The following is a 24,529-nucleotide window of genomic DNA, read 5'->3' on the forward strand; positions in this document are numbered from 1 at the left end:
GCCTGCCGGAGCCCGGCCGCCGTGGCCCTCAGCCGTCGAGCAGCGCGTTCAGCCGCCCGAAGCTCCAGTCGCCGCTGTCGAGTCGGGCGTAGGTGCCGGTGTCGAGCAGCTCCCTGGTGGCCCGGTCGACCGCCGCGTAGGCCGCCTGGGCCAGGCCCGAGCCGACGCTGATCCGGGCCGCGCCCGCGGCGGCGAGATCGGCCACCGAGGGGGCCCCGGGGCCGGTCAGCACGTTGAGCGGGGCGGCGAGCCCGTCGGCCAGCGCGGCCACCGTCTCCAGGTCGGTGACGCCCGGCACGAAGACGCCGTCGGCGCCCGCCTCCAGGTAGGCCCGACCCCGGTCCAGGGTCTCCCGCAGCAGCTCCTCGCGCGGTCGGCCGGCGTCGGCCCGCAGGAAGACGTCGACCCTGGCGTTGACGAAGACCGGCACGCCGGTCGCCTCAGCCGCCGCGCGGGCGGCGGCCAGGCGGGCGGCCTGCTCGCCGACCGGGCGCAGCGGCGCCGGGCCGCCGTGGTGGGTGTCCTCGATGTTGACCCCGGCCGCGCCCGCCTCGATCACCAGCCTGACCGTCTCCTCGACGCCGTCCGCGTCCGCGCCGAAGCCGGCCTCGATGTCGGCGGTGACCGGCGGCGTGACGGCGCCGGCGACCCGGGCGACGAGTTCGACGGCGAGGCGCCGGTCGAGCCGGTCGCCGTCCGGGGCGCCGAGGGACCAGGCGACGCCCGAGCTGGTGGTGGCCACGGCCGCGGCGCCGGCCGCCGCGACCACCCGGGCGCTGGCCACGTCCCAGGCGTTGGGCAGCACCAGCGGGGCGGGCCCGTGGTGCAGGGTGTGCAGGAGTCGGGCTCGGGCGACGCGTTCGTTCGTGCTGTTCATGGCAGGAGTCCAGCATGTGCGCACGGCTCCGACCGGCGGCATTCGGACATCACCGTCGAGGGCGCGCGCGGCGGCCGAAAAGAATCGTTCGCGGGTTCGTATTGGCGGGCGATCCGTTGGGCATATTCCCCGTCGTGGCGAAGACGCAACCGGGGGCCGCGGCCCAACTACCGAAAGCACGTTGGCGGTTGATCGGCCCCGGCCTGGTGGTCGCGGCCACCGGGGTCGGCGCGGGCGACCTGGTCGCGACGGCCGTCGCCGGCAGCAGATACGGCTACACGCTGCTGTGGGCGGCGGTGCTCGGCTGCCTGATCAAGATCTCCCTGGCCGAGGCGACCGGCCGCTGGCATCTGGCCACCGACACCACCATCTTCGACGGCTGGCGCTCGCTCGGCCGGTGGACCACGGTCTACTTCGGCGGCTACATCGTCATCTGGGGCTTCATCTACGGCGCCACCGCCATGTCGGCCAGCGGGCTGCCGTTGGTCGCGCTCTTCCCCGACGGGCCCGACCTGCGCACCTGGGGCATCCTCTCCGGGCTGCTCGGCCTCGTCTGCGTCTGGTTCAACCGCTACGCGGTGGTCGAGAAGCTGATGATGGTCTTCGTCGGCGTGATGTTCGTGGTGGTCGTCGGCATCGCCATCCGCGTCGCGCCCGACACCGGGGCCATGGTCGCCGGCCTCTGGCCCACCCTGCCGGACGGCTCCGTGCTCTACACCCTCGGCCTGATCGGCGGCGTCGGCGGCACCATCACGCTGGCCGCCTACGGCTACTGGGTGACGGCCAAGGGCTGGCGGGGCCCGGCCTGGATGCCGATGATGCGGCTCGACAACCGGGTGGCCTACGCCACCACCGGCCTCTTCGTCGTCTCCATGCTCGTCATCGGCGCGGAGCTGCTGCACGCCGCCGAGGTCTCGCTGACCCAGGGCGACCGTGGACTGCTCGACGTGGGCGCGGTCCTCGAGGACCGCTTCGGCAGCCTCACCGCCAACCTGTTCCTGATCGGCTTCTTCGCTGCCTCCTTCAGCTCCGTCATCGGCGTCTGGCACGGCGTGAGCCTGCTGTTCACCGACTTCGTCAGCCGCCTCCGCCCCGCCGCCGTCCCGGCCGGGGACCCCGAGCGTTCCTGGCCCTTCCGCGCCTACCTGCTCTGGCTCACCTTCCCGCCGATGGCCCTGCTCTGGCTCGACCAGCCGATCGGCCTGATCATCACCTACGGCGTGCTCGGCGCGTTCTTCATGCCGTTCCTCGCGCTGACCCTGCTCTGGCTCCTCAACACGAGTCAGGTCCCCCGCGAGTGGCGCAACGGCCCGATCAGCAACGTGATGCTCTTCGGCTCCGGCGTGATGTTCCTGATCCTCTGCGTCCAGCAGGTCCGCGACCTGCCGTGGTGAGGGTCACCCCATCTGGGTGGTGTCCAATTCCAGGTCGAACGGCGCGGGCAGGGGCATCGGGACGCCGAAGGGCAACGGCCCGTGTGCGTGGGTGTACCCCAACTCGCCGGGCTGGCTGAAGAGAGTGCAGGCGCGCTCCTGCCGATCCACGAGGAGGTAGAGCGGCGCGCCGTACTCGGCGTAGCGGCGGCGCTTGACGACACGGTCGGTCTCCGCATTGGAATCCGAGGTGACCTCGATGATCAGCAGCGTTTGGCTTGGGAGCAGCGCCCCGGCGCCCTTCGCCAGGTCGCGAGGCACGACAGCCAGATCCGGGACGTACCAGTTGGGGGAGCCCGGCAGATCGAGGTTGCCCGAGCCGGCAGCGCAGTTCAGCCGGCGCAGTGCCGGAACGAGCTGGTCCCGGATGAGATCAGCTGCGTTCTCGTGATCCCACATGGGTGACACGGGTTGGATGACTCCTTCGACGATCTCCGTGCGGTCGCCCCGGATGTGTTGGATCGCGTACTTCAGCGCCTTCTCGGGGTCGGGTACGTCATAGGTGTGGGGGGCGTCGTGCCAATCGGGCTGGACACTCACCGGTCCTCCAAGGGCGTGCTGTTGCGGCCGCGACGACGGCCACCTCCTGTCTATGCCATCGCGACTCGCCAGCGCATCCTGCGCGCCGGTTTCTCACTCGAACGAGTGTTCATGCCTGCCCGTCATTGACGGATAATCGGTACGCGTCCGGCACGGGTCGCCGTCAGGATGGGCGCATGACCTGGACGCTCACCGAAGACCTCGACGTCTTTCTCGGCACGGCCGGCCCCTTCCTGCACGCCCGGCCCGCCGAGAACACCGTGTTCCTGACCGTCACCGACACCCTCCGGGCCGCCGGGCTCGGCATGTACGGGGACCTGCCGCCCCGGTTCGGGTGGTGGCGGGACGGGGCGGGGGAGGTGGCGGCGGTGTGGTTGCGGACGCCGCCCTGGCCGGTGAACGTCAGCCGGGCGCCCGACGAGGCGGTCGAGGCGCTGGCCGCGCTGCTGGCGGCGGAGGGCGACGCGGCGCCGACCGAGGTGTTCCTGCCGCGCCCGGAGGACGAGGCGTTCGCGCGGGCCTGGCAGGCGCACGCCGGCCGGCGGCCCACCGTCCGCCACGAGACCCGGCTGTACCGGCTGGCCGAGTTGAGCCCGCCGCAGGCGCCGCCGGCCGGCCGGAGCCGGACCGCCACCGCGGCCGACCGGGCGCTGCTGATCGACTGGACCCACGGCTTCCTGCGCGACGTCGGCGACGACGTCCCCGGCGACCGGGCGGTCGCCGCGCTCGTCGACGACCGGCTCTCGCACCAGGGCGTGGAGGTCTGGGAGGAGGCGGACGGCACGCCCGTCGCCATGGCGCAGCTCACCCGGCTGGTCGCCGGCCAGGCCAGGGTCGCCAACGTCTACACCCCGCCGGCGCACCGCGGCCGCGGCTACGCCTCGGTGCTGACCGCGGCGGTCAGCGGGCGCGCCCGGCGGGCCGGGGCCCGGGAGGTGGTGCTCTTCACCGACCTCGCCAACCCCACCAGCAACGCCATCTACCAGCGCATCGGCTACCGCCCCGTGCTCGACCGGGTCACCCTGGCGCTGTAGCGCGACCCGGCGCCGTGGTTACCGGGGTCGGCGCCGGGCAGCCCCTACAGTCGGGCCATGGCACGCACCCGGCTGTACCGCGGTGGCTCCCTGGTGCGGGAGGACTTCCCGGTAGGTGACATCCCCGAGTACCTGGCCGAGGCCGGCTCGGTGGTCTGGCTGGACCTCTACCGGCCGGAGCCGGAGGCGCTCGACCGGGTCGGGCGGGAGTTCGGGATCCACGAGCTGGCCCTGGAGGACGCCGGCAAGGAGGGGCAGCGGCCGAAGATCGACCGGTACCGGGCGCACGAGTTCCTGAGCGCCTACGGCGTCACCATGGACCGGCGGAGCGGCGAGCTGGTGATGAGCGAGCTGGCCGTCTTCGTCACCCCCCAGGCCCTCATCACCGTCCGCAAGGACGACGGCATCCACATCGACGACGTGCTGGCCCGCTGGGACGACGCCCCGGAACTCACGGCGCAGGGCGTCGGGTTCCTGCTCCACGGCCTGCTCGACCATCTGGTCGACGGCTACTTCGTCGCCGTCCAGCGGCTCGACGACAGCATCGAGGACCTGGAGGACCAGCTCTTCGCCGAGGGGGCCACGGTGGTGCGGCAGGTCCAGCGGCGCGCCTACGAGCTGAGGAAGTCGCTCGTCGAGTTCCGCCGCGTGGTGCTGCCCATGCGCGAGGTGGTGAACACGCTGATGCGCCCCACCCTGCACGTCGTCTCGGAACCGCTGGTCCCCTACTACCAGGACGTCTACGACCACGTGCTGCGGGCCACCGAGTGGACCGAGTCGCTCAGGGACCTGGTCGGCTCCGTGATGGAGACCAACCTGTCCATCCAGGCCAACCGGATGAACGAGATCATGAAGCAGGTGACGAGCTGGGCGGCGATCATCGCCGTGCCCACCGCCATCACCGGCTTCTACGGCCAGAACCTGCCGTTCCCCGGCTTCGGCGACCACGTCGGGCTGCTGTCCTCCTCCGCCCTCATCGTGGTCGCCACCGTCCTGTTGTTCTTCGCCTTCAGACGGCAGGACTGGCTGTGAGACGGGCGATACCGGCGGGTCAGGAGACGAAGGGCGCGGCGGCCAGGTAGGGCAGGCTGCCGGCCAGCACGCCGGCGAAGACGACGGTGGCCGTCATCGTGCCGGTGCCGTCCCTGAGTCGGGCGACGAGGCCGGTGGCCACCAGGCCGAGCGCGCCGATGAACAGCTCGTAGATGGCGAAGAGGGGCGAGGCCAGCACGGCGAGCACCAGTGTGGTGGTGAAGAGCACCAGCGTCCGCCGCGAGGTCCTGCTGTCCAGCCTGTTGTCCAGCGCCTGGTCCATGACGGAACTCCTCTGCACAGCCGGGGTGTTGACCGGTTCTGCGATCACTGTCCCCCGGATTGGGCCGTCTCATGCCGTCTGTCGAAGATGAGCGAACTGGCAAGAGAAGGTGATCGCCTCGTGTCCTTCCCTGGCAACTTCCTGTCATGCGTGGGAAGCGGGACGAATATTCGCCTACTGGCGTGTCCATGCCATATCGGCGAGGATGGTCCCGCTCGATCGCTCAATGTCATGTACGAGTCATAAGCCAGTGTTCCCCGAAGGGAGTCCACCCATGGCCTGTTCGAGCACCGCTCTCTGGGCCGGAGAGACCACCTGGTTCTGTTGCGGCGCCTCCTGGGGCCCCTGCGGCTCCGCCGGCGGCGGCGCCTGCGGCAACTGTCAGTCCAGCGGCAACCAGGGCGCCTGGCCCAACGCCTCCCAGGCGTGCTGGGACATCACCCGCCCCGACCTGTGCGGCGAGAGCGGCATCGCGCGCCGCGGCTGCGGCTCCGTGATGAACGTCAGACACCAGTGCACCGGCGCCACCGTCTGCATCACCATCACCGACTGCGGCCCCCGCACCCGCAGCTTCTGCGGCGAGCAGGTGTGCTGCGGCGGCACCTGCCGGATCAACCGGGTCCTCGACCTCACCCCGGCCGCGTTCTCGGCCATCGGCAGCCTCAGCTCGGGCGTGCTGCCCGTCGTCATCACCGAGTAGGGAGAAGGGACGCCCGATGTCATCGTCAGCACACGGCACGTCATCGCACGGCACCCCCTCGCCCCGCCGACTCGGCCGGCGCGGCTTCCTCGGCTCCGCGGCGATCGGCGGCGCCACCATCGTGGGCGCCTCGGCGCTCGGCGCGCTCGACGCCGACGCGGCCTTCGCCGCGCCGGGTCCCTCGCTCGACCCGGCGGCCACCGGCGTCTTCGCCGAGGGCCGGATCGGCGCCATCCGCGGCGGCCTGCTGCACGTCGCGGGATCGCTCGGCGAGACGCACCGGATCCAGCTCACCAACGCCACCAGCGTCTGGAAGGTGCGCCCCACCGTCGCGGACGCCATCGAGGTCGGCGACGGTCTCTACGCGCGTGGTGTGCGCATGCCCGACGGCTCGGTCGCCGCCGACGCCGTCTGGGTCAACATCGTCAACCTCTACACCGAGATCCGCGGCCTGACGAAGGACCGGATCCACCTCAGCCACCACGACCACGAACTCGTCGGCCGCGTCGTCCCCGAGACCGCCGCCTCCTACGCGGGCGGCGCGCTCACCGCCGACCTGACGAGGCTGCGCATCGGGCAGCCGGCCCAGGTGCTCGGCGCCTGGCGGCCGAGCGACGGCTCGGTCGACCTGGTCCGCGTCACCGTCGGCCACTGAGGGAAGGAACGGGTCATGCCCCTGAGCTCTCTCGCGGCCGCGCTGTGCGCGCCGTTGCTCGGCGCCCTGCTCGCCTGGACCGGCGCGGCCAAGCTGGCCAGCCGCCGGCTGCCGGCCCAGGCGGCCGGAACCGCCCTGCCCCGACTGGTCCGTGGCCCGCGCCGGGCGACCGCCGTGCTGCGGGCCACCGGCGCCGCCGAGGTCGCGCTCGCGGCCGGGTTGCTCCTGGCGCCCACGCACCCGCTGCCGGGCGCCGGCACCGCCCTGCTGGGCGCGGGCTTCGTCGGCTACCTGGCGCTGGCGAAGCGGGTGGCGCCGGAGTCGTCCTGCGGCTGCGCGGCCTCCGACCAGGCGCCGATCTCCTGGCACTCCTTCGCCAGGGCCGGCGCCGTGGCGCTGGGCGGCGTCGGCGCCGCCTCGGCGGACACCCGGTGGTGGACGGCGGTCGCCGAACGCCCGTGGGCCGCCGTGGTGTTCCTCGCGCTCGGGGCCGTCGCCCTCGGCTGGCTCTCGGCCGGTCCCGGGCGCGGCTGGCGGCCGGTGCTCGCCCGGCTGCGGCTGCGGATGTTCGGCAATCCGCTCGCGGCGACCGCGACCGCGGGCGGTGACGGGGGCCCGGTGCCGGTGGCGGCCTCCGTCGAGCTGCTGGAGCGCTCGCGGGCCTGGGAGACGGCCGTGCCGCTGATCAGGTCAGGGCTGCTCGAACACTGGGACGAGGACGGCTGGCGGATCCTGCACTACGCCGGCGCCCGCCACGACGCCGGCTGCGACTGCGAGCGCCCGGTCTCGGTCGTCTTCGCCCTGGACGCCACGGCCGACCTCGACCGGCCGCTCGGCCAGGCGATCCGGGTCAGCGTGGTGGACCAGGAGACGGAACGGGTGCTCACCGCCGAACTGCTCGGCCGGTGACGGGGCGGTCGGGCCCGACCGCGTCGGTCCCTGCCGGCTCAGATGTCGCGGAAGGGACCACGCGGTCTTCTGACCTGCGACGTGAGCGTCGATGGGCCGTTGGCGTGTGCGTATGCCCTTCAGGTCTGATGCGGCCGAAAGCCCCAGAGAACTCCCACGGCCCGGCCGCCCTCCTGAGCTGTGATCGCTCGGCCTCGCGTCCCGGGAGGAGGTGACTCCCCGTGTATCCCAGGCGTTGCTCCTCGATCGGCTTGGGGGATGCCGAGCGTGGCCTCGACGGCAGGGGCAAAGCGCCGGTGTCCGCCGCACCGCAACAGCCTCGATCATGAGCGCCGACAGCCCGGAAAACACCCTCCCGCGAGGGAGTTGACCTCTTGCGTGCGATGTCAACGATCCCGCCCTGTCAACGGTCGGTGGCAAGCACCGCGATCGCCCGAGAAGTCTTGTGGAGAGCCGGATGCCCGGACAACGGGCACGTCAGGTGTGCGCTGTGAGGCACTTCGTGGTATTTCCGACTCAGTCGGGAGGACGGTCCAGTCATCGCCTCAGTGTCCGTCGCGGACCACCGCTACCCCGCCGACCCGGTTCGTGATGCCCGCCGGCCCGCGTCGGGCCGAAGCGAGAACGCTGGCCGGTCGACCGAGGGTGTCGCCCTGCTCCACCTCGATCGCGACCGTCTGTGCCCCTGTCGTGTCGAGCAGGTGGGCGGCCAGGCCGGTCGTGCTGTTGGCGTTGGCGATGTCCTCGGGGACGCCGATCGACGGGGCGAACATCCGGCGGCTGCCCGGCCGCGGCCAACGCGGCGCGCGATCGGACTGGCAGGAGAAGCCTCGGCCGCCCATTCGAGGCCACGCGGGCGTTGCCGACGACGGCTTCGTCGGCCAGGCCGAGGCCGGCTGTGACCGCCCTTAGCTCGGGTGCCTGGGCGACGCGCAGGTTCACCGGGCCCGGGTCGAACGACGCTGTCACGCTGTCGCGGTTTCGGATGGCCCAGCCCTCGAAGCTGCGGCTCGTCGTACACAGCACGGCGCGGTGGTCGCTGCCGCCTTCGCGTATGGCGAGCAGCGCCAGGGCCGCGACGGTGCCGTGGCCGCAGGCAGGCAGTTCGCCTTCGGCGGTGAAGAACCGGAGCGAGTACGAGGGACGGCCGCGCTCAACTCCGGTGGCACGGATGAAGACGGCGTGCGAAGTGCCCAGCTCCCCGGGAATGCGGCCTCGCTCCGCGTCGGTGAACGACGCTTCGTCGAGAACAGCGGGCGGGCTGCCGCCCCGGCCCTGCCGCTGACACGCGTCGATGACCACTACCTCGGGCAAGGCACCGGGGCGGTCGTCAGCAGCATCGTCAGGTCCAGCGCGGGCGCGCTGTGCGTCAACGCGCCGACCGAGATGAGGTCGACTCCCGTCTCGGCGATGGCGCGGACGCTGTCCAGACGGACGGTGCCCGAGGCCTCCAGCAGGATCCGGGAGGCGTCGGCACGCTCGGCCCGGATCTTCACGACCCTTTCGATGTCGGCCACCGGCATGTTGTCGAGCATGATCCAGCGGGCCCCGGCATCGAGGGCCTCAACGGCCTGCGCCACGGTCCGCACCTCGACATCGGTCTCCACCTTCTGCCCGGTGCGCGCCATCCCGCGCCGGACCGCGTCGATCGCGGTGGTCACGCCGCCTGCCGCGGCGATGTGGTTCTCCTTGAGCAGCACCATCGCCGCGAGGTTGAGCCGGTGGTTGCGGCCGCCACCGACGGTCACCGCGTACTTGTCCAGGGCGCGCAGGCCCGGCGCCGTCTTGCGGGTGTCCAGGATGCGCGCCTCGGTCCCGGCCACGGCCTGGACGTAGCGGTCGGTGAGCGTCGCGATGCCGCACATGCGCTGCAGGAAGTTCAGCGCCGTACGCTCCCCGGTGATCAGGCTGCGCGCCGAGCCGGACAGCCGCACCAGGACATCGTCGCCGGTCAGCCGGGCGCCGTCGGGGACGAGCGCTTCCACTGTGACCTCGGGGTCCACCTGGGCGAAGACCTCGGCGACCACGGGAAGACCGCTGGCGATGCCGCATTGCCGGGCGCGGATCTCGGCCACGGCCGCCAGGCCTTCGGGAACGCTCCACGCGGTGGTGATGTCCTGGCCCGACTCATCCTCGGCCAGGGCAGCGGCGACGGCGGTTCGCGCCGCCTGTGAGGGGAACTCTGTCATGGTCCGTGGTCTCCAGTCCTGTGGTTACGGGCCGGAAATCTGAGGTGTCCCGCGCGGTGACCGCTGTCAGAACCGGTTGCGCTGGCACCCTCGGCGGCAGTGGGCGGGGCGTCGGCAAGCTCGGCAGCCCACCGCTGCGACCACTCGGTGACCGAACGCAGGGCCTCGCGGGCGTCGTGGCCGAGCGGGGTGAGGGGGCGGCTGCCGTTGCACAGCACCTCGGCGAGTCGAGCCTCTTGGAGCTCTGTGAGCCCTTCAGCGAAGATCCGACTGGACCTCGGTCAGTCGATGCCTTCGACGATGCGGAAGTCGCGCTCGAAGCCGTCGGGGAGGGCCACCAGCGCCTTCTGGTATGCCTCGCTCTCGTATGCCGCGACGGCCTGTTCAAAGCTGTCGAACTCGATCAGAACGACGCGTTGCGTGATTCCGGCCTCGTGGGCGACGACTCGACCGCCACGGGACGGGAGGAGGGACAGGTTGCGCCCGCCCCCAGCCTGGACAGCCGGACCGGCCAGCTTGTCGTAGGCAGCCAGCTCCTCAGGGTCGGAAATGGCGGGGTAGACACTGACCCAGTAGCCCTTGGCCATGGAAACCTCCTGTGTTGGGCCGGACACGTCCGACTTCGCATTGACACTCAGATCGATCGATCCCGGCGACGGGTACTGCGGTCAGCGGAATCGTCATATGCGCAGGTTAGGGCTCGATGCGCGGTCGAGGGAAAGACCGGTACGGGCTAGACTCAGAACGGATCGTTATCAATCGGCAGGGGGGCACGTGGCGCCGGATACGGTGAGCCTGCGGTACTTTCTGGTGCTGGCGCAGGAGTTGAACTTCACCCGCGCGGCCGCACGGATCGGTATCGCACAGCCCGCGCTCAGCGCCCGGATGCGCCGACTGGAGGCGGAACTCGGTACGGCCCTACTGGTCCGCAACACGCGTAGCGTCGTATTGACCACGGCAGGTGCGGCTTTGGCGGAGTCCGCGCCGCCCGCGCTGGCGGCGCTGGACCGGGCATGGGACACCGCCCGGAGCGCGGCAGCCGGTGAACTGGGCACGCTGCGCATCGGCTACAGCCTCAGCGCCGGGGCCGAGACGGCACCGGCCCTCGTGGACAGGCTGATTCGCGGCAACAGCGGACTCGAGGTCGGCGCGGTCCCGATGGCGACACCGGAGATCTCCCCCGCGGTCGCCGACGGCCGCATCGATGCCGGGATCACCCGCGGTGAACAGCCGGGCCGTGGCGTGCGGCGGTTCCTGCTGCGGCGTATGCGCGTCGGGGTCCAGCTGGCGCAGCACCATCCGCTGGCCGAACACCCGGAGATCGAGATCGCCGACGCGGCCGCGTATCCGCTCCGACTCCCGGACCGTGCGGCCAACCCCGTGATCCACGATCAGCTGTCCGCGCTGTTCCGAGACACCCGACCACACCCCCGATTCCACACGCCCGCAGTCTCTTTCGACATGGCTCAGCGCGACCTGCGCGACGGGGTCACCCTCGCCCCGGCCGGAGAAGCCGCGGCCACGGCACAACCGGCCGGTCTCACCTGGCGACCACTGCGGGGCGCGCCCAGCCTGACGATCCACCTGGTCCTCCCACGCGAGCAGTCGCCACTACATCGCCGCATCCGTGCCGTAGCCAAAACCCTGGCGCACGAGTTGCACTGGCTGCCGGACTGACGCGCAAGAGGTCACGCGAGACGGACGCCCGCGGTGGCGAGGCCGAAAACCTCGCACCCGGCGGACTTCGCGGTGATGACGACGACGGTCTTGCTGATGTCCAACACCACCTCGCCACGCCGGCGGACCAGCATCCGATGAGGGCCCCGGGTCCGGTCCGAGTCGTACCCCGCGGCGATGTCCTCGCCCAGCCCGAGATATCGGCGGATACCGCGCTTCGATCCGAGAAGGGACTGGCCGGGCTGGACGAGCACCGGGTCCGCCGCTACCCCTCGTGGGCCCGCTGGGTCACCCTCGCGATGCTGGCCCATGCCTTCCGCTGTCGTGTGCCTCTGCCGCCGAGCGTGGCCGATGCCCTCCGGCGGCACATGGAGGCATTCGTGCCGGTACGCGTCGCACTGCCTTGGGGGACCCCAGTCCTCCCAAGACGGCGGTGGAGGCCAAGCGCCGGCGGCCCAGGTCGTACGCGCTCTGAGTCGATCGTGTCTCTGGCCCAGTGGCTCGGCCACGCCGACCCGGGGTTTACGCTCCGTGTGTATGCCCACTTCCTGCCATGCGCGGGGGCACGGGGAGCGGCCGCCATCGATGCGGTCTTCGGCCGTGACCGGAGCGAACCGGGTGCGGCGGAAACTCCCAGAGCACTCCCACAGGCAGCGACGCACCCCCACCGGTCCCGCGTTTCCGCAGGCCGGGGTGGGTGCGTCGAAGGGGCTCTGTCAGATGTCGCGGAAGGTCTCGATCTGCGCGCCCACCGAGTTCAGCCGCTCGGCGAGGTCCTCGTAACCGCGGTTGATCACATAGACGTTGCGCAGCACCGAGGTGCCCTCGGCGGCCATCATCGCCAGCAGCACCACCACGGCGGGTCGCAGCGCCGGGGGGCACATCATCTCGGCCGCCCGCCACCGCGTCGGACCCTCCACCAGCACCCGGTGCGGGTCGAGCAACTGGAGCCGGCCGCCGAGCCGGTTGAGGTCGGTGAGGTAGATGGCGCGGTTGTCGTAGACCCAGTCGTGGATCAGCGTCGAGCCGTGCGCCGTGGCGGCGATCGCGGCGAAGAACGGCGCGTTGTCGATGTTGAGGCCGGGGAACGGCATCGGGTGGATCTTGTCGATCGGCGCCTCCAGCTTGGAGGGTCGCACGGTCAGGTCGGCCAGCCGGGTGCGGCCGTTGTCCGCCCGGTACTCGGCGCCCAGGTCGTGGTCGAGACCCATGCCCTCCAGCACCGCGAGCTCGATCTCCAGGAACTCCAGCGGCACCCGACGGATGGTCAGCTCCGACTCGGTGACGACGGCCGCCGCGATCAGGCTCATCGCCTCGACCGGGTCCTCGGAGGGCGAGTAGTCCACGTCCCGGTCGATCTCCGGAACGCCGTGCACGGTGAGCGTGGTGGTGCCCACGCCCTCGATCCGCACCCCCAGCTGCTCCAGGAAGAAGCACAGGTCCTGGACCATGTAGTTGGAGGAGGCGTTGCGGATGACGGTGACCCCGTCGTGCCGGGCGGCGGCCAGCAGCGCGTTCTCCGTGACGGTGTCGCCGCGCTCGGTCAGCACGATCGGCCGCTCGGGTGAGACGCCCTGGGTGACGGTGGCGTGGTACATGCCCTCGGTGGCGGTGACCTCGAGGCCGAACCGGCGCAGCGCCATCATGTGCGGCTCGACGGTGCGGGTGCCGAGGTCGCAGCCGCCCGCGTAGGGGATCCTGAAGCGGTCCATGCGGTGCAGCAGCGGGCCGAGGAACATGATGATGCTGCGGGTGCGGAGCGCGGCCTCCTTGTCGATGGCGTCGAGGTCGAGCTCGGCCGGCGGCACGATCTCCAGGTCGGCGCCCTCGTTGATCCAACGGGTGCGCACCCCGATCGAGTTGAGCACCTCCAGGATCCGGAAGACCTCCTCGATCCTGGCCACCCGGCGCAGCACGGTGCGGCCGGAGTTGAGCAGGCTGGCGCAGAGCAGCGCGACGCACGCGTTCTTGCTCGTCTTGACGTCGATGGCGCCGCTCAACCGGCGCCCGCCGACCACCCGGAGATGCATCGGGCCCGAATAACCGAGCGAGACGATCTCACTGTCCAGGGCCTCACCGATGCGGGCGATCATCTCAAGGCTGATGTTCTGGTTCCCGCGCTCGATGCGGTTGACCGCGCTCTGACTGGTACCGAGCGCCTCCGCGAGCTGGAGTTGTGTCCAGCCGCGATGCTGACGTGCGTCCCGGATGAGCTGTCCGATCCGGGCGAGGTAGTCGTCGATCATACGCACGAGCGTATCTCACATATGAGATGTCGCTCGCCAGGGTGGGCCGTTCGAGTGAGTCGCCGTTCGAACGGGTAAGCTCCACTTGTTCGCATGGAATGCGAACAAGTCCGAGGCTACGGGGAGGGGATCCTCATGACCACCGCACGTCGAGTCGCCCTGGTCGCGGTGCCGTTCGGCGCGGCGACCGCGGCATACGTCGGCATCTTCCTGGCGCGGTACGACCGGCTGCCCGAGCGCATCGCCACGCACTTCGGCGGGGGTGGCGAGGCCGACGACTTCATGGGCCGGGCGACCGCGCTCTGGTTCGGCGGCGGCCTGCTGCTCGCGCTCGGGCTGCTGTTCACGCTGTCGCTGCTCCGTCCCGGCGGGGCGGCCGGGCGGCGCCTGACCACGGCGCTCGGCGCCGGCCTCGCCGTCACTCTGGGGTATCCGCTGATCGCGACCGTGCTGGTCAACTCGGACCTCGGTGACCCCGCCGAGGCGCGGCTGCCGATGTGGCACCTGGCGGTGCTGCTGCCCGCGGCGGCGGCGGTCGGGTGGCTCGCCTGGTGGGCGGCCGGGGCCGACCCGGGGCGGGCCGCCGAGCGGCCGGTCGCCGCCCTGTCGCTGGCCGACGGCGAGGCCGCGGCCTGGAGCCGGACGGCCGCCTCCGGCGCGCTGCTCGCGGCGGCGGGCCTCGGGCTCGGCGTCGGGGTGCTCGTCACGCTCTTCGGTTCGCTTCCGGCCGGGCTCGTGGCGCTCGCCCTCGCCCTGCTGTGCGCGGCGTTCGCCGGTGTGCGGGTCACGGTCGACCGCCGGGGGATCGCCGTCCGTTCCGTGCTGCTGCCGCGGCCCAGGATCGCCGTCCCGCTGCACGCCGTCGCGGGCGCCGCCAGCGTCCGGGTCGAGGCCGTGGGAGACTTCGGCGGTTGGGGCTATCGCATACGCCCGGGGAGGCGCGGGGTCGTGCTGCGTTCGGGGGAGGCGCTGTCGGCGCGGCTGAGCGGCGGGCGCGAGTTCGTCGTCACCGTCGACGACTCGGCCACCGCCGCCGCCCTCCTCAACGGGCTCGTCGAGCGTCGGTCACGGGAGCGCGACTGAGATGTTGTTCCGGGTGGTTCCGGGATCGCCCGTGCCGCTGGGCGAGCAGATAGCCGCCTGCGTGCGCGGTGCCATCGCCGAGGGCGCGGCGGGTCCGGGGGAGCGGCTGCCGCCGGCCCGCGAGGTCGCCGCCTCGCTCGGCGTCAACGTGCACACGGTGCTGCGCGGTTACCAACGGCTGCGCGACGAGGGGCTGATCGAGCTGCGGCGCGGCCGGGGCGCGGTGGTCACCGCCGCGCCGGGCGCCGCCCGGCTCTCCGAGCGGATCCAGGCGGCGGTCGCCCAGGCCCGCGAGCTGGGCCTGACGGACGAGGAGTTCCTGGCCCTCGTCCGGGCAGGTCTGGCCGCCGCGACGGTGCCCACTGCGCCGTTCGCGCGGTGATGTACTAGAGTTATCTCGACATCGAGATATCTGGTCACGGCGCAGTACGTGTCGACCGCCCGCTCGGCGGCTTACTTAGGGTCACCTTACCAAGCCTCGTCGGGACGCGAACGGCAGCATTGCGGCAGAACGCGCGAATACCTGTGTTGAAGGAGACAGTCGTGTCGGCGAACAGCTTCGACGCCCGCGGTACGTTGCGGGTGGGCGACGAGTCGTACGAGATCTTCCGGCTGGACAAGGTGGCGGGCTCGGCCCGGCTGCCGTACAGCCTCAAGGTGCTGCTCGAGAACCTGCTCCGCACCGAGGACGGGGCCAACATCACCGCGGACCACATCCGCGCCCTCGGCGAGTGGGACGCCTCCGCGCAGCCCAGCCAGGAGATCCAGTTCACCCCCGCCCGGGTGATCATGCAGGACTTCACCGGCGTGCCCTGCGTGGTCGACCTCGCCACCATGCGCGAGGCCGTGCGGGACCTGGGCGGCGACCCGGCGCGCATCAACCCGCTCGCCCCGGCCGAGCTGGTCATCGACCACTCCGTCATCGCCGACAAGTTCGGCACGCCCAACGCCTTCCAGCAGAACGTCGAGCTCGAGTACGGCCGTAACCGCGAGCGCTACCAGTTCCTGCGCTGGGGCCAGACCGCCTTCGACGAGTTCAAGGTCGTCCCGCCCGGCACCGGCATCGTCCACCAGGTCAACATCGAGCACCTGGCCCGCACCGTCATGGTCCGGGGTGGTCAGGCGTACCCCGACACCCTGGTCGGCACCGACTCGCACACCACCATGGTCAACGGCCTCGGCGTGCTCGGCTGGGGCGTCGGCGGCATCGAGGCCGAGGCCGCCATGCTCGGCCAGCCGGTCTCCATGCTGATCCCGCGGGTCGTCGGCTTCAAGCTCACCGGCGAGCTGCCCACCGGCACCACCGCCACCGACCTGGTGCTCACCATCACCGAGATGCTGCGCAAGCACGGCGTGGTCGGCAAGTTCGTCGAGTTCTACGGCGAGGGCGTGTCCTCGATCCCGCTGGCCAACCGCGCCACCATCGGCAACATGTCGCCGGAGTTCGGCTCCACCGCCGCCATCTTCCCGATCGACGCCGAGACCATCAGCTACCTCAGGCTGACCGGCCGCGACGCCCAGCAGCTCGCGCTCGTCGAGGCGTACGCCAAGGAGCAGGGCCTCTGGCTCGACCCGGCGGCCGAGCCCGACTTCTCCGAGTACCTGGAGCTCGACCTCGCCACCGTCGTGCCGTCCATCGCCGGCCCGAAGCGCCCCCAGGACCGGATCGCGCTCGCCGACGCCAAGGCCAAGTTCAGCGACGACGTGCGCGCCTACGTGCCCGCCACCGACATCGACGAGGCCGGCAAGGAGTCCTTCCCCGCCTCCGACGCGCCGGCCGTCAGCAACAGCGCGCCCAGCAGGCCGGTCACCGTCACCGCCGCCGACGGCACCACCTTCGAGCTCGACCACGGCGCCGTCACCGTCGCCGCCATCACCTCCTGCACCAACACCTCCAACCCCTCCGTCATGGTGGGCGCGGCGCTGCTGGCCAAGAAGGCGGTGGAGCGCGGCCTGACCCGCAAGCCCTGGGTCAAGACCACCCTGGCGCCCGGCTCCAAGGTCGTCATGGACTACTACGACCGCGCCGGCCTCACCCCCTACCTGGACAAGCTCGGCTTCAACCTCGTCGGCTACGGCTGCACCACCTGCATCGGCAACTCGGGCCCGCTGCCCGAGGAGATCTCCCAGGCCGTCAACGACAACGACCTGGCCGTGGTCTCCGTGCTCTCCGGCAACCGCAACTTCGAGGGCCGGATCAACCCCGACGTCAAGATGAACTACCTGGCGTCCCCGCCGCTGGTCGTCGCCTACGCCATCGCCGGCTCGATGAAGATCGACATCACCACCGAGCCGCTGGGCCTCGACCCCGACGGCAAGCCGGTCTACCTCCGCGATGTCTGGCCCTCCGAGCAGGAGATCGAGCAGGTCGTCGCCTCGGCCATCGGCCAGGAGATGTTCGGCCAGAGCTACTCCGACGTCTTCGCCGGCGACGCCCAGTGGAACGCGCTGTCGATCCCGACCGGCTCGACCTTCGAGTGGGACCCCGAGTCCACCTACGTCCGCAAGCCCCCGTACTTCGAGGGCATGACCATGGACCCGGAGCCGGTCGCCGACATCAGCGGCGCCCGGGTGCTCGCGAAGCTGGGCGACTCGGTCACCACCGACCACATCTCGCCCGCCGGCGCCATCAAGGCCGACACCCCGGCCGGCCAGTACCTCACCGAGCACGGCGTCGCCCGCCGCGACTTCAACTCCTACGGCTCGCGCCGCGGCAACCACGAGGTCATGATCCGCGGCACCTTCGCCAACATCCGGCTGCGCAACCAGATCGCGCCCGGCACCGAGGGCGGCTACACCCGCGACTTCACCCAGGAGGGCGGGCCGGTCTCCTTCATCTACGACGCCTCCCGCAACTACGAGGCCGCGGGCGTGCCGCTGGTGGTGCTCGCCGGCAAGGAGTACGGCTCAGGATCCTCCCGCGACTGGGCGGCCAAGGGCACCGCGCTGCTCGGCGTGCGCGCCGTGATCGCCGAGTCCTACGAGCGCATCCACCGCTCCAACCTGATCGGCATGGGCGTGCTGCCGCTGCAGTTCCCCGCCGGCCAGAGCGCCGACTCGCTCGGCCTGACCGGCGAGGAGACCTTCGCCGTCCGCGGCGTCACCGCGCTCAACGACGGCGGGATCCCGGAGACCGTCAAGGTCAGCACCGACACCGGCGTGGAATTCGACGCCGTGGTGCGGATCGACACCCCCGGCGAGGCGGACTACTACCGCAACGGCGGAATCATGCAGTACGTGCTGCGCTCCCTGATCCGCAAGTAAGATCACATAAGAGCCGGGCGAGAGATCGGCCGACATAGGCACATCGGTCGCCAGAAAGGCTCAGAAAGCGGCGCCAAACGCGCGGGCCGCCCTCCATTTCCAACGGAGGGCGGCCCGCGTCCGTGTGTGTCCGGGAGATCTCAACTCGGAAAAGCATCAACGCGATCGAGGTACGCGATCTTCCAAGCCCGAGGCAAGTGGACTATACCTGTCGGGATCCGGGCGGCCTCCACCGTCTGATCCGTCTCGAAGGCGAGGACTTGAAGATGCGTTCCGGTCCATTCCTCAACCGCCGTGCCCTGATCAGAGGCTCCGCCGCCGCGGGCCTGCTCGCCGTCCCGGCGATGGGCGCGCTCACCTCCTGCGCCAGCGGCGGCGGCAGCGGCGACGACGGCGGCGCCGAACGCGGGGAGACCTCCGCCGACAACCCGTTCGGCGTCAGCGCCGACGCCGACCTCGAAGTCGTCATCTTCGACGGTGGCTTCGGCGACCAGTACGCCGTCGACGCGGAGGCGCTCTACCAGCAGCGGTTCGGCACCGTCGACCACACCAAGACCCAGGAGATCCAGTCCCTGCTCCAACCCCGCATGGTGCAGGGCGATCCGCCGGACGTGATCGACAACTCCGGCGCCCAGGCGATGGACATCGCCGCCCTGATCCGCAACGAGCAGGTCCACGACCTCACCGAACTGCTCGACGCGCCCTCCCTCGACGACCCGAACGTCACCGTCCGGGACACCCTGATGCCCGGCACCGTCGAGATGGGCCAGTTCGGCAGCGAGGCGGTCTACCGCCTCAACTACGCGCTGCACGTCTACGGCCAGTGGTACTCGCGCACCGCCCTGGAGCGGCTCGGCGCCGAATACCCGCGGACCTGGGACGAGATGCTGACCCTCTGCGAGGCCGCCCGCCGCGAGGGCATCGCCGGCTGGACCTACCCGGGCGTCTATCCCTACTACTTCAACTTCACCCTCTACCCGTTCATCGGCAAGATCGGCGGCATAGAGGTCCTCCAGGCCCTCGACAACCTGGAGCCCAACGCCTGGCGGCACGACGCCGTCCGCACCGCCTTCGAGGCCTACTACGAGCTGACGGCCCGCGGCTACGTGCTGCGCGGCAGCCCCGGCATGACCCACGAGGAGTCCCAGACCGAGTGGACCGAGGGCCGCGCCCTGTTCATCCCCAACGGCTCGTGGGTGGAGAACGAGGCGGCGGCGACCACCCCGGAGGACTTCGACATGGCCGTCGGCCCGCCCACCGGCCTCGACTCCTCCGACGCCATGCCGTTCGGCACCCTCTGGGCCTCACCGGGCGAGCCGTTCTTCGTGCCGGCCGCGGCCGACAACGTCCCCGGCGGCCTGGAGTTCCTGCGGATCATGCTCGGCCGCGAGTCGGCGCGGAACTTCACCGAACTGGTCTCCTCGCTCACCGTCGTGCGCGGCGCCACCGAGGGCATGTCGCTGCCGCCCGGCCTCACCAGCGCCTCCGAGATCCTGGACGCCGCCGGCGACAACCTCGTCAGCTCCCGGCTGCCCGACTGGTACCGGCAGCTCAACAACGAGGAGATCGGCGGCGCCGTCGCGGCCATGATGGCCGGCGAGATCGAGCCGGACGAGGCGATCGACCGCTGCCAGCGGGCGGCCGACGCGACGGCCCAGGACGACTCCATCCAGAAGTTCCAGCACACCTGACCCGGACCAGGGGGCGGTATGAAGGACACCCCGCGGGGTCGGGAGCGCCTGACCCCTCGCGACGCACTGCTGTTCACGGTGGCGTTCCTCGTGCCGCCCCGGTTCACCCCGGACCGGGTGCGGCGCGACCGTCGCTACCGGAAACTCGACCAACGCCGGTTCATCGCCTGGTTCCTGGCCCTGCCACTGCTGGTCTACGCGGTGTTCGTGGTCTCGCCGTTCCTCCAGGCGTTCTTCTACTCCCTCACGGACTGGACCGGTTACAGCGCCACCTACACCTTCACCGGGCTCGAGAACTACCAACGCATGCTGGAGGACGACAAGTTCTGGGAATCGCTGGTCAACAGCCTGCTGCTGCTGGTCATCGCCCCGCTGGTCACCCTCTCCCTCGGCCTCTTCCTCGCCTACATGCTCAACGTCGGCGGCCGGCGCGGCGGCGCCACCGGCGGGGTCGCCGGCGCCCGTTTCTACAAGGTCGTCTACTTCTTCCCGCAGGTGCTCTCCATCGCGGTGATCTCCATCATCTGGGCCCGGATCTACAGCCCGACCGGTCTCCTCAACGAGGGCCTGGGCGCCGTCGGCCTCGGCTCCCTGGAACGGGAGGACTGGCTGGGCGGCGACGTCGCCGTCTGGTGCGTGCTCGCCGTGCTGTGCTGGGCCTTCGTCGGCTTCTACGTGGTGCTGTTCTCCGCGGCCATGAGCTCCGTCCCCGGCGAGATCTACGAGGCCGCGCTGCTCGACGGCGCCGGACGCTCGGTGACCTTCTTCCGGATCACCCTCCCGCTCACCTGGGACACCGTCCGAACCGGCTGGATCTACATGGGCATCCAGGCGCTCGACTCCTTCGCCCTGGTGGACGTCATGGTCCCCGAACACGGCATGGACGTGCTGCCCAGCTACCTCTTCGAGAAGGCGTTCCGCGACGCCCAGGCCGGCTACGCCACCGCGATCGGCGTCGCCCTGTTCCTCGTCACCCTGGTCTTCGCCCTGCTGATGATGCTGGTCGGCCGGCGCGAACGGATCGAGTTGTAGCGCCCGTCGAAAGGAGAACCCGAACCGTGAGCGTCACCAGCACCGACCCGCGCCAGGACGGCCGGGCCGCCCCCGAGGCCGGACCCCCGGCGGGCGCCGACCGGGCCCGCCCCGGGGGCGGCACCGGCGGGGTGCTCAACGTCTTCTCCCACTCGTTCCTGGTGCTCTGGGCCCTGATGGCCGCCGGGCCCGTGATCTGGGTGGTGATCTCCAGCCTCCGCCCGCACGCCGACGTCGTCGCCGACCCCTTCGGACTGCCGACGGAACTCCGCTGGGAGAACTTCAGCAACGCCTGGACCAACGCCGACATCGGCCGCTACGCCGTCAACTCGGTCATCATCCTGGCGGGTTCGCTCACCGGCACGATGCTGCTCGGCTCCATGGCCGCCTACGTGCTGGCCCGCTTCAGCTTCCGCGGCAACCGGCTGATCTACCTGCTCTTCACCGGCGGGCTGATGTTCCCGGTCTTCCTCGCCCTGGTGCCGCTGTTCTTCGTGCTCAACAACTTCGGCCTGCTGAACACCCGGCGGGGCCTGATCATCGTCTACATCGCCTATTCGCTCCCCTTCACCATCTTCTTCCTGGTCTCCTTCTTCCGCAGCCTGCCCGGCGGCGTCCAGGAGGCCGCGGCCCTCGACGGCGCCTCGCACACCAGGACCTTCTTCCAGATCATGATGCCGATGGCCAGACCGGGGCTGATCAGCATCGGGATCTTCAACTTCCTCGGCCAGTGGAACCAGTTCGTGCTGCCCCGGGTGCTCAACGTCGGCGACCCGGACGACGCGGTGCTGCCCCAGGGCCTCGCCGCGCTGATGGTCCAGCAGGGCTACGAGGGCGACTGGGGGGCGCTCTACGCCGGCGTCACCATGTCGATGCTGCCGGTCCTGGTCGTCTACGTCACCTTCCAACGCCAGGTCCAGTCGGGGCTGACGGCGGGCGCGCTTCGTTAGCCGGGACGTCGGGCCCGGCAAGCGGTTTCCCCGCTGTTCCCCCAAGTCCGGCCCCGAGTTCATATAGTGGGCGCGGGCCGCGCTGCCGGAGCGGGCCGGCGGGCCCGCGGTCGTGCCCGCCCGGGAGACCGGAAGTGGAGTGAGCCGTGGAGACTCCGGGGTCGCAGTCCTCGCTGCACCGGGCCAATCTGGAACGCGTCGTCCGGGCCGTGCGCGCCGCCGGCTCGCTGACCCAGGCCGACATCGCGCGCACCACGGGCCTGTCCGCCGCCACCGTCTCCAACATCGTTCGGGAGTTGAAGGGCCTGGGCACCGTCGAGGTGCGCACCACCTCGGCCAGCGGCCGGCGCGCCCGCAGCGTCTCGCTCTCCACCGACGCCGGGATCGTCGTCGGCGTCGACTTCGGCCACTCGCACCTCCGCGTCGCCGTCGGCAACCTGGCCCACCAGGTGCTCGCCGAGGAGGCCGAGCCCTTCGACGTCGACTCCTCGGCCGACCAGGGCTTCGACCGCGCCGAGAAGCTGGTCGGCCGGCTGCTGACGATGGCCGGCGTCGACCGCGCCAAGATCATCGGCATCGGCCTCGGCGTGCCGGGACCCATCGACGTGGCCACCGGGGCCCTCGGCTCCACCGCGATCCTCCCCGGCTGGCGCGGCACCAACCCGCGCGAGGAGCTGGAGGCGCGCACCGGCGTCCGGGTCCACGTGGACAACGACGCCAACCTCGGCGCGCTCGGCGAGTACGTGTGGGGGAGCGGCCGCGGCGCCGGCGACCTCGCCTACATCAAGGTGGCCAGCGGCGTCGGCGCCGGCCTGGTCATCGGCGGCCAGATCTACCGTGGCCCGGGCGGCACCGCGGGCGAGATCGGCCACATCACGCTGGACGAGTCGGGCCCCGTCTGCCGCTGCGGCAACCGCGGCTGTCTTGAGACCTTCACCTCGGCCCGGCACGTGCTGCCGCTGCTGTACTCCAGCCACGGCACCGACCTCACCATGCACCGGGTCGTGCAGTTGGCCCGCGAGGGCGACCCCGGCTGCCGCCGCGTCGTCGCTGACGTCGGCCGGCACATCGGCACCGGCGTCGCCCAGCTGTGCAACCTGCTCAACCCGAGCCGCGTCGTCCTCGGCGGCGACCTGGCCGAGGCCGGCGAGATAGCCCTCGGCCCGATCCGCGACTCCGTCGGCCGCTACGCGATCCCCAGCGCCGCCCGCCAACTCACCCTGGTGCCCGGCGCGCTCGGCGGCCGTGCCGAGGTGCTCGGCGCGCTCGCGCTCGTGCTGCGCGAAATGGGCGACGGAATGCTGCTCGGCCCGGCTTCCTGAAAGCGGGCGGAAAACGGGCGGTGGCGAGCCGTGAATCGCCCGAACGGGCAGGACAAGATCGAATTCCCGCGTTGTTCCCTTGAATTGCGCCGCCAAACGGACGAGACGCGAGTAAGGAAAAGTCTCGGTTCGGTTGACGCATGCTTCAAGTATTGACGGCACCATGAGCCCGGAGTTAGCTCTCTGCCGACCGAGGCCGCGCAGTTGCCGCCCTACCGGAAGGCGAAGCCAACCATGCGTCAATTACTTCGAAACGCCGCCGTCGGAGCCATGACCATCGCCCTGGCCGCCACCCTGGCCGCCTGCGGCGAGGCCGGCGGGGGAGACGAGGACGACACGAACGGCGGCGAACCCAACGAGGGCGGCGGCACCATCGGCCTGCTCCTCCCCGAGGACGCCACCACCCGCTACGAGTCCTTCGACCGGCCCTTCATCGAGGCCAAGATCGAGGAACTCTGCGGCGACTGCGAGGTCCAGTACGCCAACGCCGGTGAGGACACCAACACCCAGGGCCAGCAGTTCGAGGCGATGCTGACCGCCGGTGTCGACGTGATCATCCTCGACCCGGTGGACGCCTCCGCCACCTCCTCCTGGGTGGAGAACGCCGCCGCCGAGGGCGTCCCCGTGGTGGCCTACGACCGGCTCGCCGAAGGCCCGATCGACGCCTACGTCTCCTACGACAACGTGCGCGTCGGCGAACTCCAGGGCGAGACCCTGCTCTCCGCCCTCGGCGACGAGGCCGAGGGCGCCCGGGTCGTCATGATCAACGGCTCGCCCACCGACCCCAACGCGGCGATGTTCAAGGACGGCGCGCACTCCGTGCTCCACGAGACCGCCGAGGTCGTCTTCGAGCAGGACATCACCGGCTGGGACTCGGCCATCGCCAACGAGGAGATGAACGCGGCCATCGAGTCGCTCGGCGACGACGGCTTCGACGGCGTCTACGTCGCCAACGACGGCATGGCGGCCGGCGTGATCACCGCCCTCAGCTCGGCCGGCATCACCGACGTGCCGGTCGGCGGCCAGGACGCCGAACTCGCGGCGCTCCAGCGGATCGTGGCCGGCCAGCAGACCTTCACCATCTACAAGGCGCTCCGCGAGGAGGCCGAGACCGCCGCCGAGATGGCCATCCGCCTGCTGCGCGGCGACGCGCTCAACGACCTGGCCCCCGAGACGGTCGACAGCGCCACCGACCAGGGCGTCCCGGCCCGCCTGCTCACCCCGGTCGCCGTCACCGTCGACAACATCGCCGACACGGTGATCGCGGACGAGTTCTACACGGTGGACGACATCTGCACCGACGACTACGCGGAGGCGTGCGCCGCCGCGGGGCTCACCTGAGGGTTTTCCCCCACCCACCCCTCCCCCTGGCGGGGGCACGCCGGGCCGGGCTGCGCCCGGCCGCCTGCGGCCGCGCGGTCGTGCCGCGCGGTCGCCCGCCAGGCGCACACCGCGCGGGCCCGCGGCCGGCGCGGGTCGCCTGCGGCAGGCCGTGGCCCGGGGCTTGGGGCGACGGGGCCGTGCCGCGGTGCGGCCTTCGGCCCGCCCGCCCGTGGCGGCGTGGTCGCCCTGCGGGCGCCTCGCCGGGCTGCGCCCGGCCGCCGGCCGAGGC

Annotated in this window: 23 protein-coding genes and 1 pseudogene; 15 read left to right on the forward strand and 9 right to left on the reverse strand. The window is 71.3% G+C overall.

What is annotated here, in order from left to right; all coding sequences use genetic code 11:
- Positions 1-28 precede the first annotated feature (28 nt).
- Entirely contained in the window at positions 29-877 is an 849-nt protein-coding gene (locus tag RNC47_RS29790) for an isocitrate lyase/PEP mutase family protein (protein ID WP_311603163.1), read from the reverse strand.
- A 134-nt stretch (positions 878-1,011) separates the two neighbouring features.
- On the opposite strand from RNC47_RS29790, the gene RNC47_RS29795 reads away from it, so the two are divergent.
- On the forward strand, positions 1,012-2,271 hold the full coding sequence (locus tag RNC47_RS29795) for an Nramp family divalent metal transporter (protein ID WP_311603165.1): 1,260 nt from the start codon (positions 1,012-1,014) through the stop codon (positions 2,269-2,271).
- A 3-nt stretch (positions 2,272-2,274) separates the two neighbouring features.
- On the opposite strand, the gene RNC47_RS29800 is transcribed toward RNC47_RS29795, so the two are convergent.
- Positions 2,275-2,850: a Uma2 family endonuclease gene (locus RNC47_RS29800; RefSeq protein ID WP_311603166.1), complete on the reverse strand. Its 576-nt coding sequence runs from the start codon at positions 2,848-2,850 to the stop codon at positions 2,275-2,277.
- A 176-nt stretch (positions 2,851-3,026) separates the two neighbouring features.
- On the opposite strand from RNC47_RS29800, the gene RNC47_RS29805 reads away from it, so the two are divergent.
- Together RNC47_RS29805 and RNC47_RS29810 are read left to right on the forward strand one after the other, a co-directional pair.
- Positions 3,027-3,884 (forward strand): GNAT family N-acetyltransferase, encoded by an 858-nt coding sequence (locus RNC47_RS29805; RefSeq protein WP_311603167.1) that lies wholly within the window; start codon positions 3,027-3,029, stop codon positions 3,882-3,884.
- Between the two features lie 57 nt (positions 3,885-3,941).
- On the forward strand, positions 3,942-4,916 hold the full coding sequence (locus tag RNC47_RS29810) for a magnesium transporter CorA family protein (RefSeq protein ID WP_311603169.1): 975 nt from the start codon (positions 3,942-3,944) through the stop codon (positions 4,914-4,916).
- Between the two features lie 19 nt (positions 4,917-4,935).
- Here the strand turns inward: RNC47_RS29810 and RNC47_RS29815 are convergent, their stop codons facing one another.
- Positions 4,936-5,199 carry a hypothetical protein gene (locus tag RNC47_RS29815; protein ID WP_311603170.1) on the reverse strand — a complete coding sequence of 88 codons (264 nt, stop codon included), beginning with the start codon at positions 5,197-5,199 and terminating at the stop codon, positions 4,936-4,938.
- A gap of 274 nt (positions 5,200-5,473) precedes the next feature.
- Here RNC47_RS29815 and RNC47_RS29820 point away from each other — a divergent pair, with 274 nt between their 5' ends.
- The 3 genes from RNC47_RS29820 to RNC47_RS29830 are packed head-to-tail and all read left to right on the forward strand — an operon-like array spanning position 5,474 to position 7,463.
- Positions 5,474-5,899 (forward strand): RlpA-like double-psi beta-barrel domain-containing protein, encoded by a 426-nt coding sequence (locus RNC47_RS29820; protein ID WP_311603172.1) that lies wholly within the window; start codon positions 5,474-5,476, stop codon positions 5,897-5,899.
- Between the two features lie 16 nt (positions 5,900-5,915).
- Positions 5,916-6,554 (forward strand): cell wall protein, encoded by a 639-nt coding sequence (locus tag RNC47_RS29825; protein WP_311603174.1) that lies wholly within the window; start codon positions 5,916-5,918, stop codon positions 6,552-6,554.
- 15 nt (positions 6,555-6,569) lie between these two features.
- Positions 6,570-7,463, forward strand: a complete 894-nt coding sequence (locus RNC47_RS29830; protein ID WP_311603176.1) for a MauE/DoxX family redox-associated membrane protein — start codon at positions 6,570-6,572, stop codon at positions 7,461-7,463.
- A 545-nt stretch (positions 7,464-8,008) separates the two neighbouring features.
- On the opposite strand, the gene RNC47_RS29835 is transcribed toward RNC47_RS29830, so the two are convergent.
- The 4 genes and pseudogenes from RNC47_RS29835 to RNC47_RS29850 form a co-directional block, all read right to left on the reverse strand.
- Complete coding sequence (locus RNC47_RS29835; protein WP_311603178.1) at positions 8,009-8,236, reverse strand: PhzF family phenazine biosynthesis protein; 228 nt, start codon at positions 8,234-8,236, stop codon at positions 8,009-8,011.
- 76 nt (positions 8,237-8,312) lie between these two features.
- A pseudogene (locus RNC47_RS37690) lies at positions 8,313-8,765 on the reverse strand (PhzF family phenazine biosynthesis protein); the annotation flags it as partial.
- Positions 8,765-9,652: a carboxylating nicotinate-nucleotide diphosphorylase gene (nadC, locus tag RNC47_RS29845; RefSeq protein WP_311603180.1), complete on the reverse strand. Its 888-nt coding sequence runs from the start codon at positions 9,650-9,652 to the stop codon at positions 8,765-8,767. The pseudogene RNC47_RS37690 and the gene nadC, both read right to left, overlap by 1 nt.
- A gap of 281 nt (positions 9,653-9,933) precedes the next feature.
- Positions 9,934-10,239, reverse strand: coding sequence for a DUF1330 domain-containing protein (locus tag RNC47_RS29850; protein ID WP_311603182.1), 306 nt, complete (start codon positions 10,237-10,239; stop codon positions 9,934-9,936).
- Between the two features lie 187 nt (positions 10,240-10,426).
- On the opposite strand from RNC47_RS29850, the gene RNC47_RS29855 reads away from it, so the two are divergent.
- Positions 10,427-11,329: a LysR family transcriptional regulator gene (locus RNC47_RS29855; protein WP_311603183.1), complete on the forward strand. Its 903-nt coding sequence runs from the start codon at positions 10,427-10,429 to the stop codon at positions 11,327-11,329.
- Positions 11,330-11,340: 11 nt separating this feature from the next.
- On the opposite strand, the gene RNC47_RS29860 is transcribed toward RNC47_RS29855, so the two are convergent.
- Together RNC47_RS29860 and RNC47_RS29865 are read right to left on the reverse strand one after the other, a co-directional pair.
- Positions 11,341-11,583, reverse strand: a complete 243-nt coding sequence (locus RNC47_RS29860; RefSeq protein ID WP_311603185.1) for a hypothetical protein — start codon at positions 11,581-11,583, stop codon at positions 11,341-11,343.
- A gap of 462 nt (positions 11,584-12,045) precedes the next feature.
- On the reverse strand, positions 12,046-13,575 hold the full coding sequence (locus tag RNC47_RS29865; protein ID WP_311603186.1) for a helix-turn-helix domain-containing protein: 1,530 nt from the start codon (positions 13,573-13,575) through the stop codon (positions 12,046-12,048).
- Positions 13,576-13,710: 135 nt separating this feature from the next.
- Here RNC47_RS29865 and RNC47_RS29870 point away from each other — a divergent pair, with 135 nt between their 5' ends.
- The 8 genes from RNC47_RS29870 (at position 13,711) to RNC47_RS29905 (ending at position 24,258) form a co-directional block, all read left to right on the forward strand.
- Positions 13,711-14,658: a DUF1648 domain-containing protein gene (locus RNC47_RS29870; RefSeq protein WP_311603188.1), complete on the forward strand. Its 948-nt coding sequence runs from the start codon at positions 13,711-13,713 to the stop codon at positions 14,656-14,658.
- A gap of 1 nt (position 14,659) precedes the next feature.
- Positions 14,660-15,040: a GntR family transcriptional regulator gene (locus RNC47_RS29875; RefSeq protein ID WP_311603189.1), complete on the forward strand. Its 381-nt coding sequence runs from the start codon at positions 14,660-14,662 to the stop codon at positions 15,038-15,040.
- A 161-nt stretch (positions 15,041-15,201) separates the two neighbouring features.
- On the forward strand, positions 15,202-17,922 hold the full coding sequence (acnA, locus tag RNC47_RS29880) for an aconitate hydratase AcnA (protein ID WP_311603191.1): 2,721 nt from the start codon (positions 15,202-15,204) through the stop codon (positions 17,920-17,922).
- Positions 17,923-18,188: 266 nt separating this feature from the next.
- Positions 18,189-19,613, forward strand: a complete 1,425-nt coding sequence (gene ngcE / locus RNC47_RS29885) for an N-acetylglucosamine/diacetylchitobiose ABC transporter substrate-binding protein (protein WP_311603192.1) — start codon at positions 18,189-18,191, stop codon at positions 19,611-19,613.
- Between the two features lie 18 nt (positions 19,614-19,631).
- Positions 19,632-20,645, forward strand: coding sequence for a carbohydrate ABC transporter permease (locus RNC47_RS29890; protein ID WP_311603194.1), 1,014 nt, complete (start codon positions 19,632-19,634; stop codon positions 20,643-20,645).
- Between the two features lie 26 nt (positions 20,646-20,671).
- Positions 20,672-21,595, forward strand: coding sequence for a carbohydrate ABC transporter permease (locus RNC47_RS29895; RefSeq protein ID WP_394814909.1), 924 nt, complete (start codon positions 20,672-20,674; stop codon positions 21,593-21,595).
- A 146-nt stretch (positions 21,596-21,741) separates the two neighbouring features.
- Complete coding sequence (locus tag RNC47_RS29900; RefSeq protein WP_311603196.1) at positions 21,742-22,917, forward strand: ROK family transcriptional regulator; 1,176 nt, start codon at positions 21,742-21,744, stop codon at positions 22,915-22,917.
- Positions 22,918-23,151: 234 nt separating this feature from the next.
- Entirely contained in the window at positions 23,152-24,258 is a 1,107-nt protein-coding gene (locus RNC47_RS29905; protein ID WP_311603197.1) for a sugar ABC transporter substrate-binding protein, read from the forward strand.
- Positions 24,259-24,529: the final 271 nt, after the last annotated feature.

Source organism: Streptomyces millisiae, assembly GCF_031845425.1.
Classification (GTDB): Bacteria; Actinomycetota; Actinomycetes; order Streptomycetales; family Streptomycetaceae; genus Streptomyces; species Streptomyces millisiae.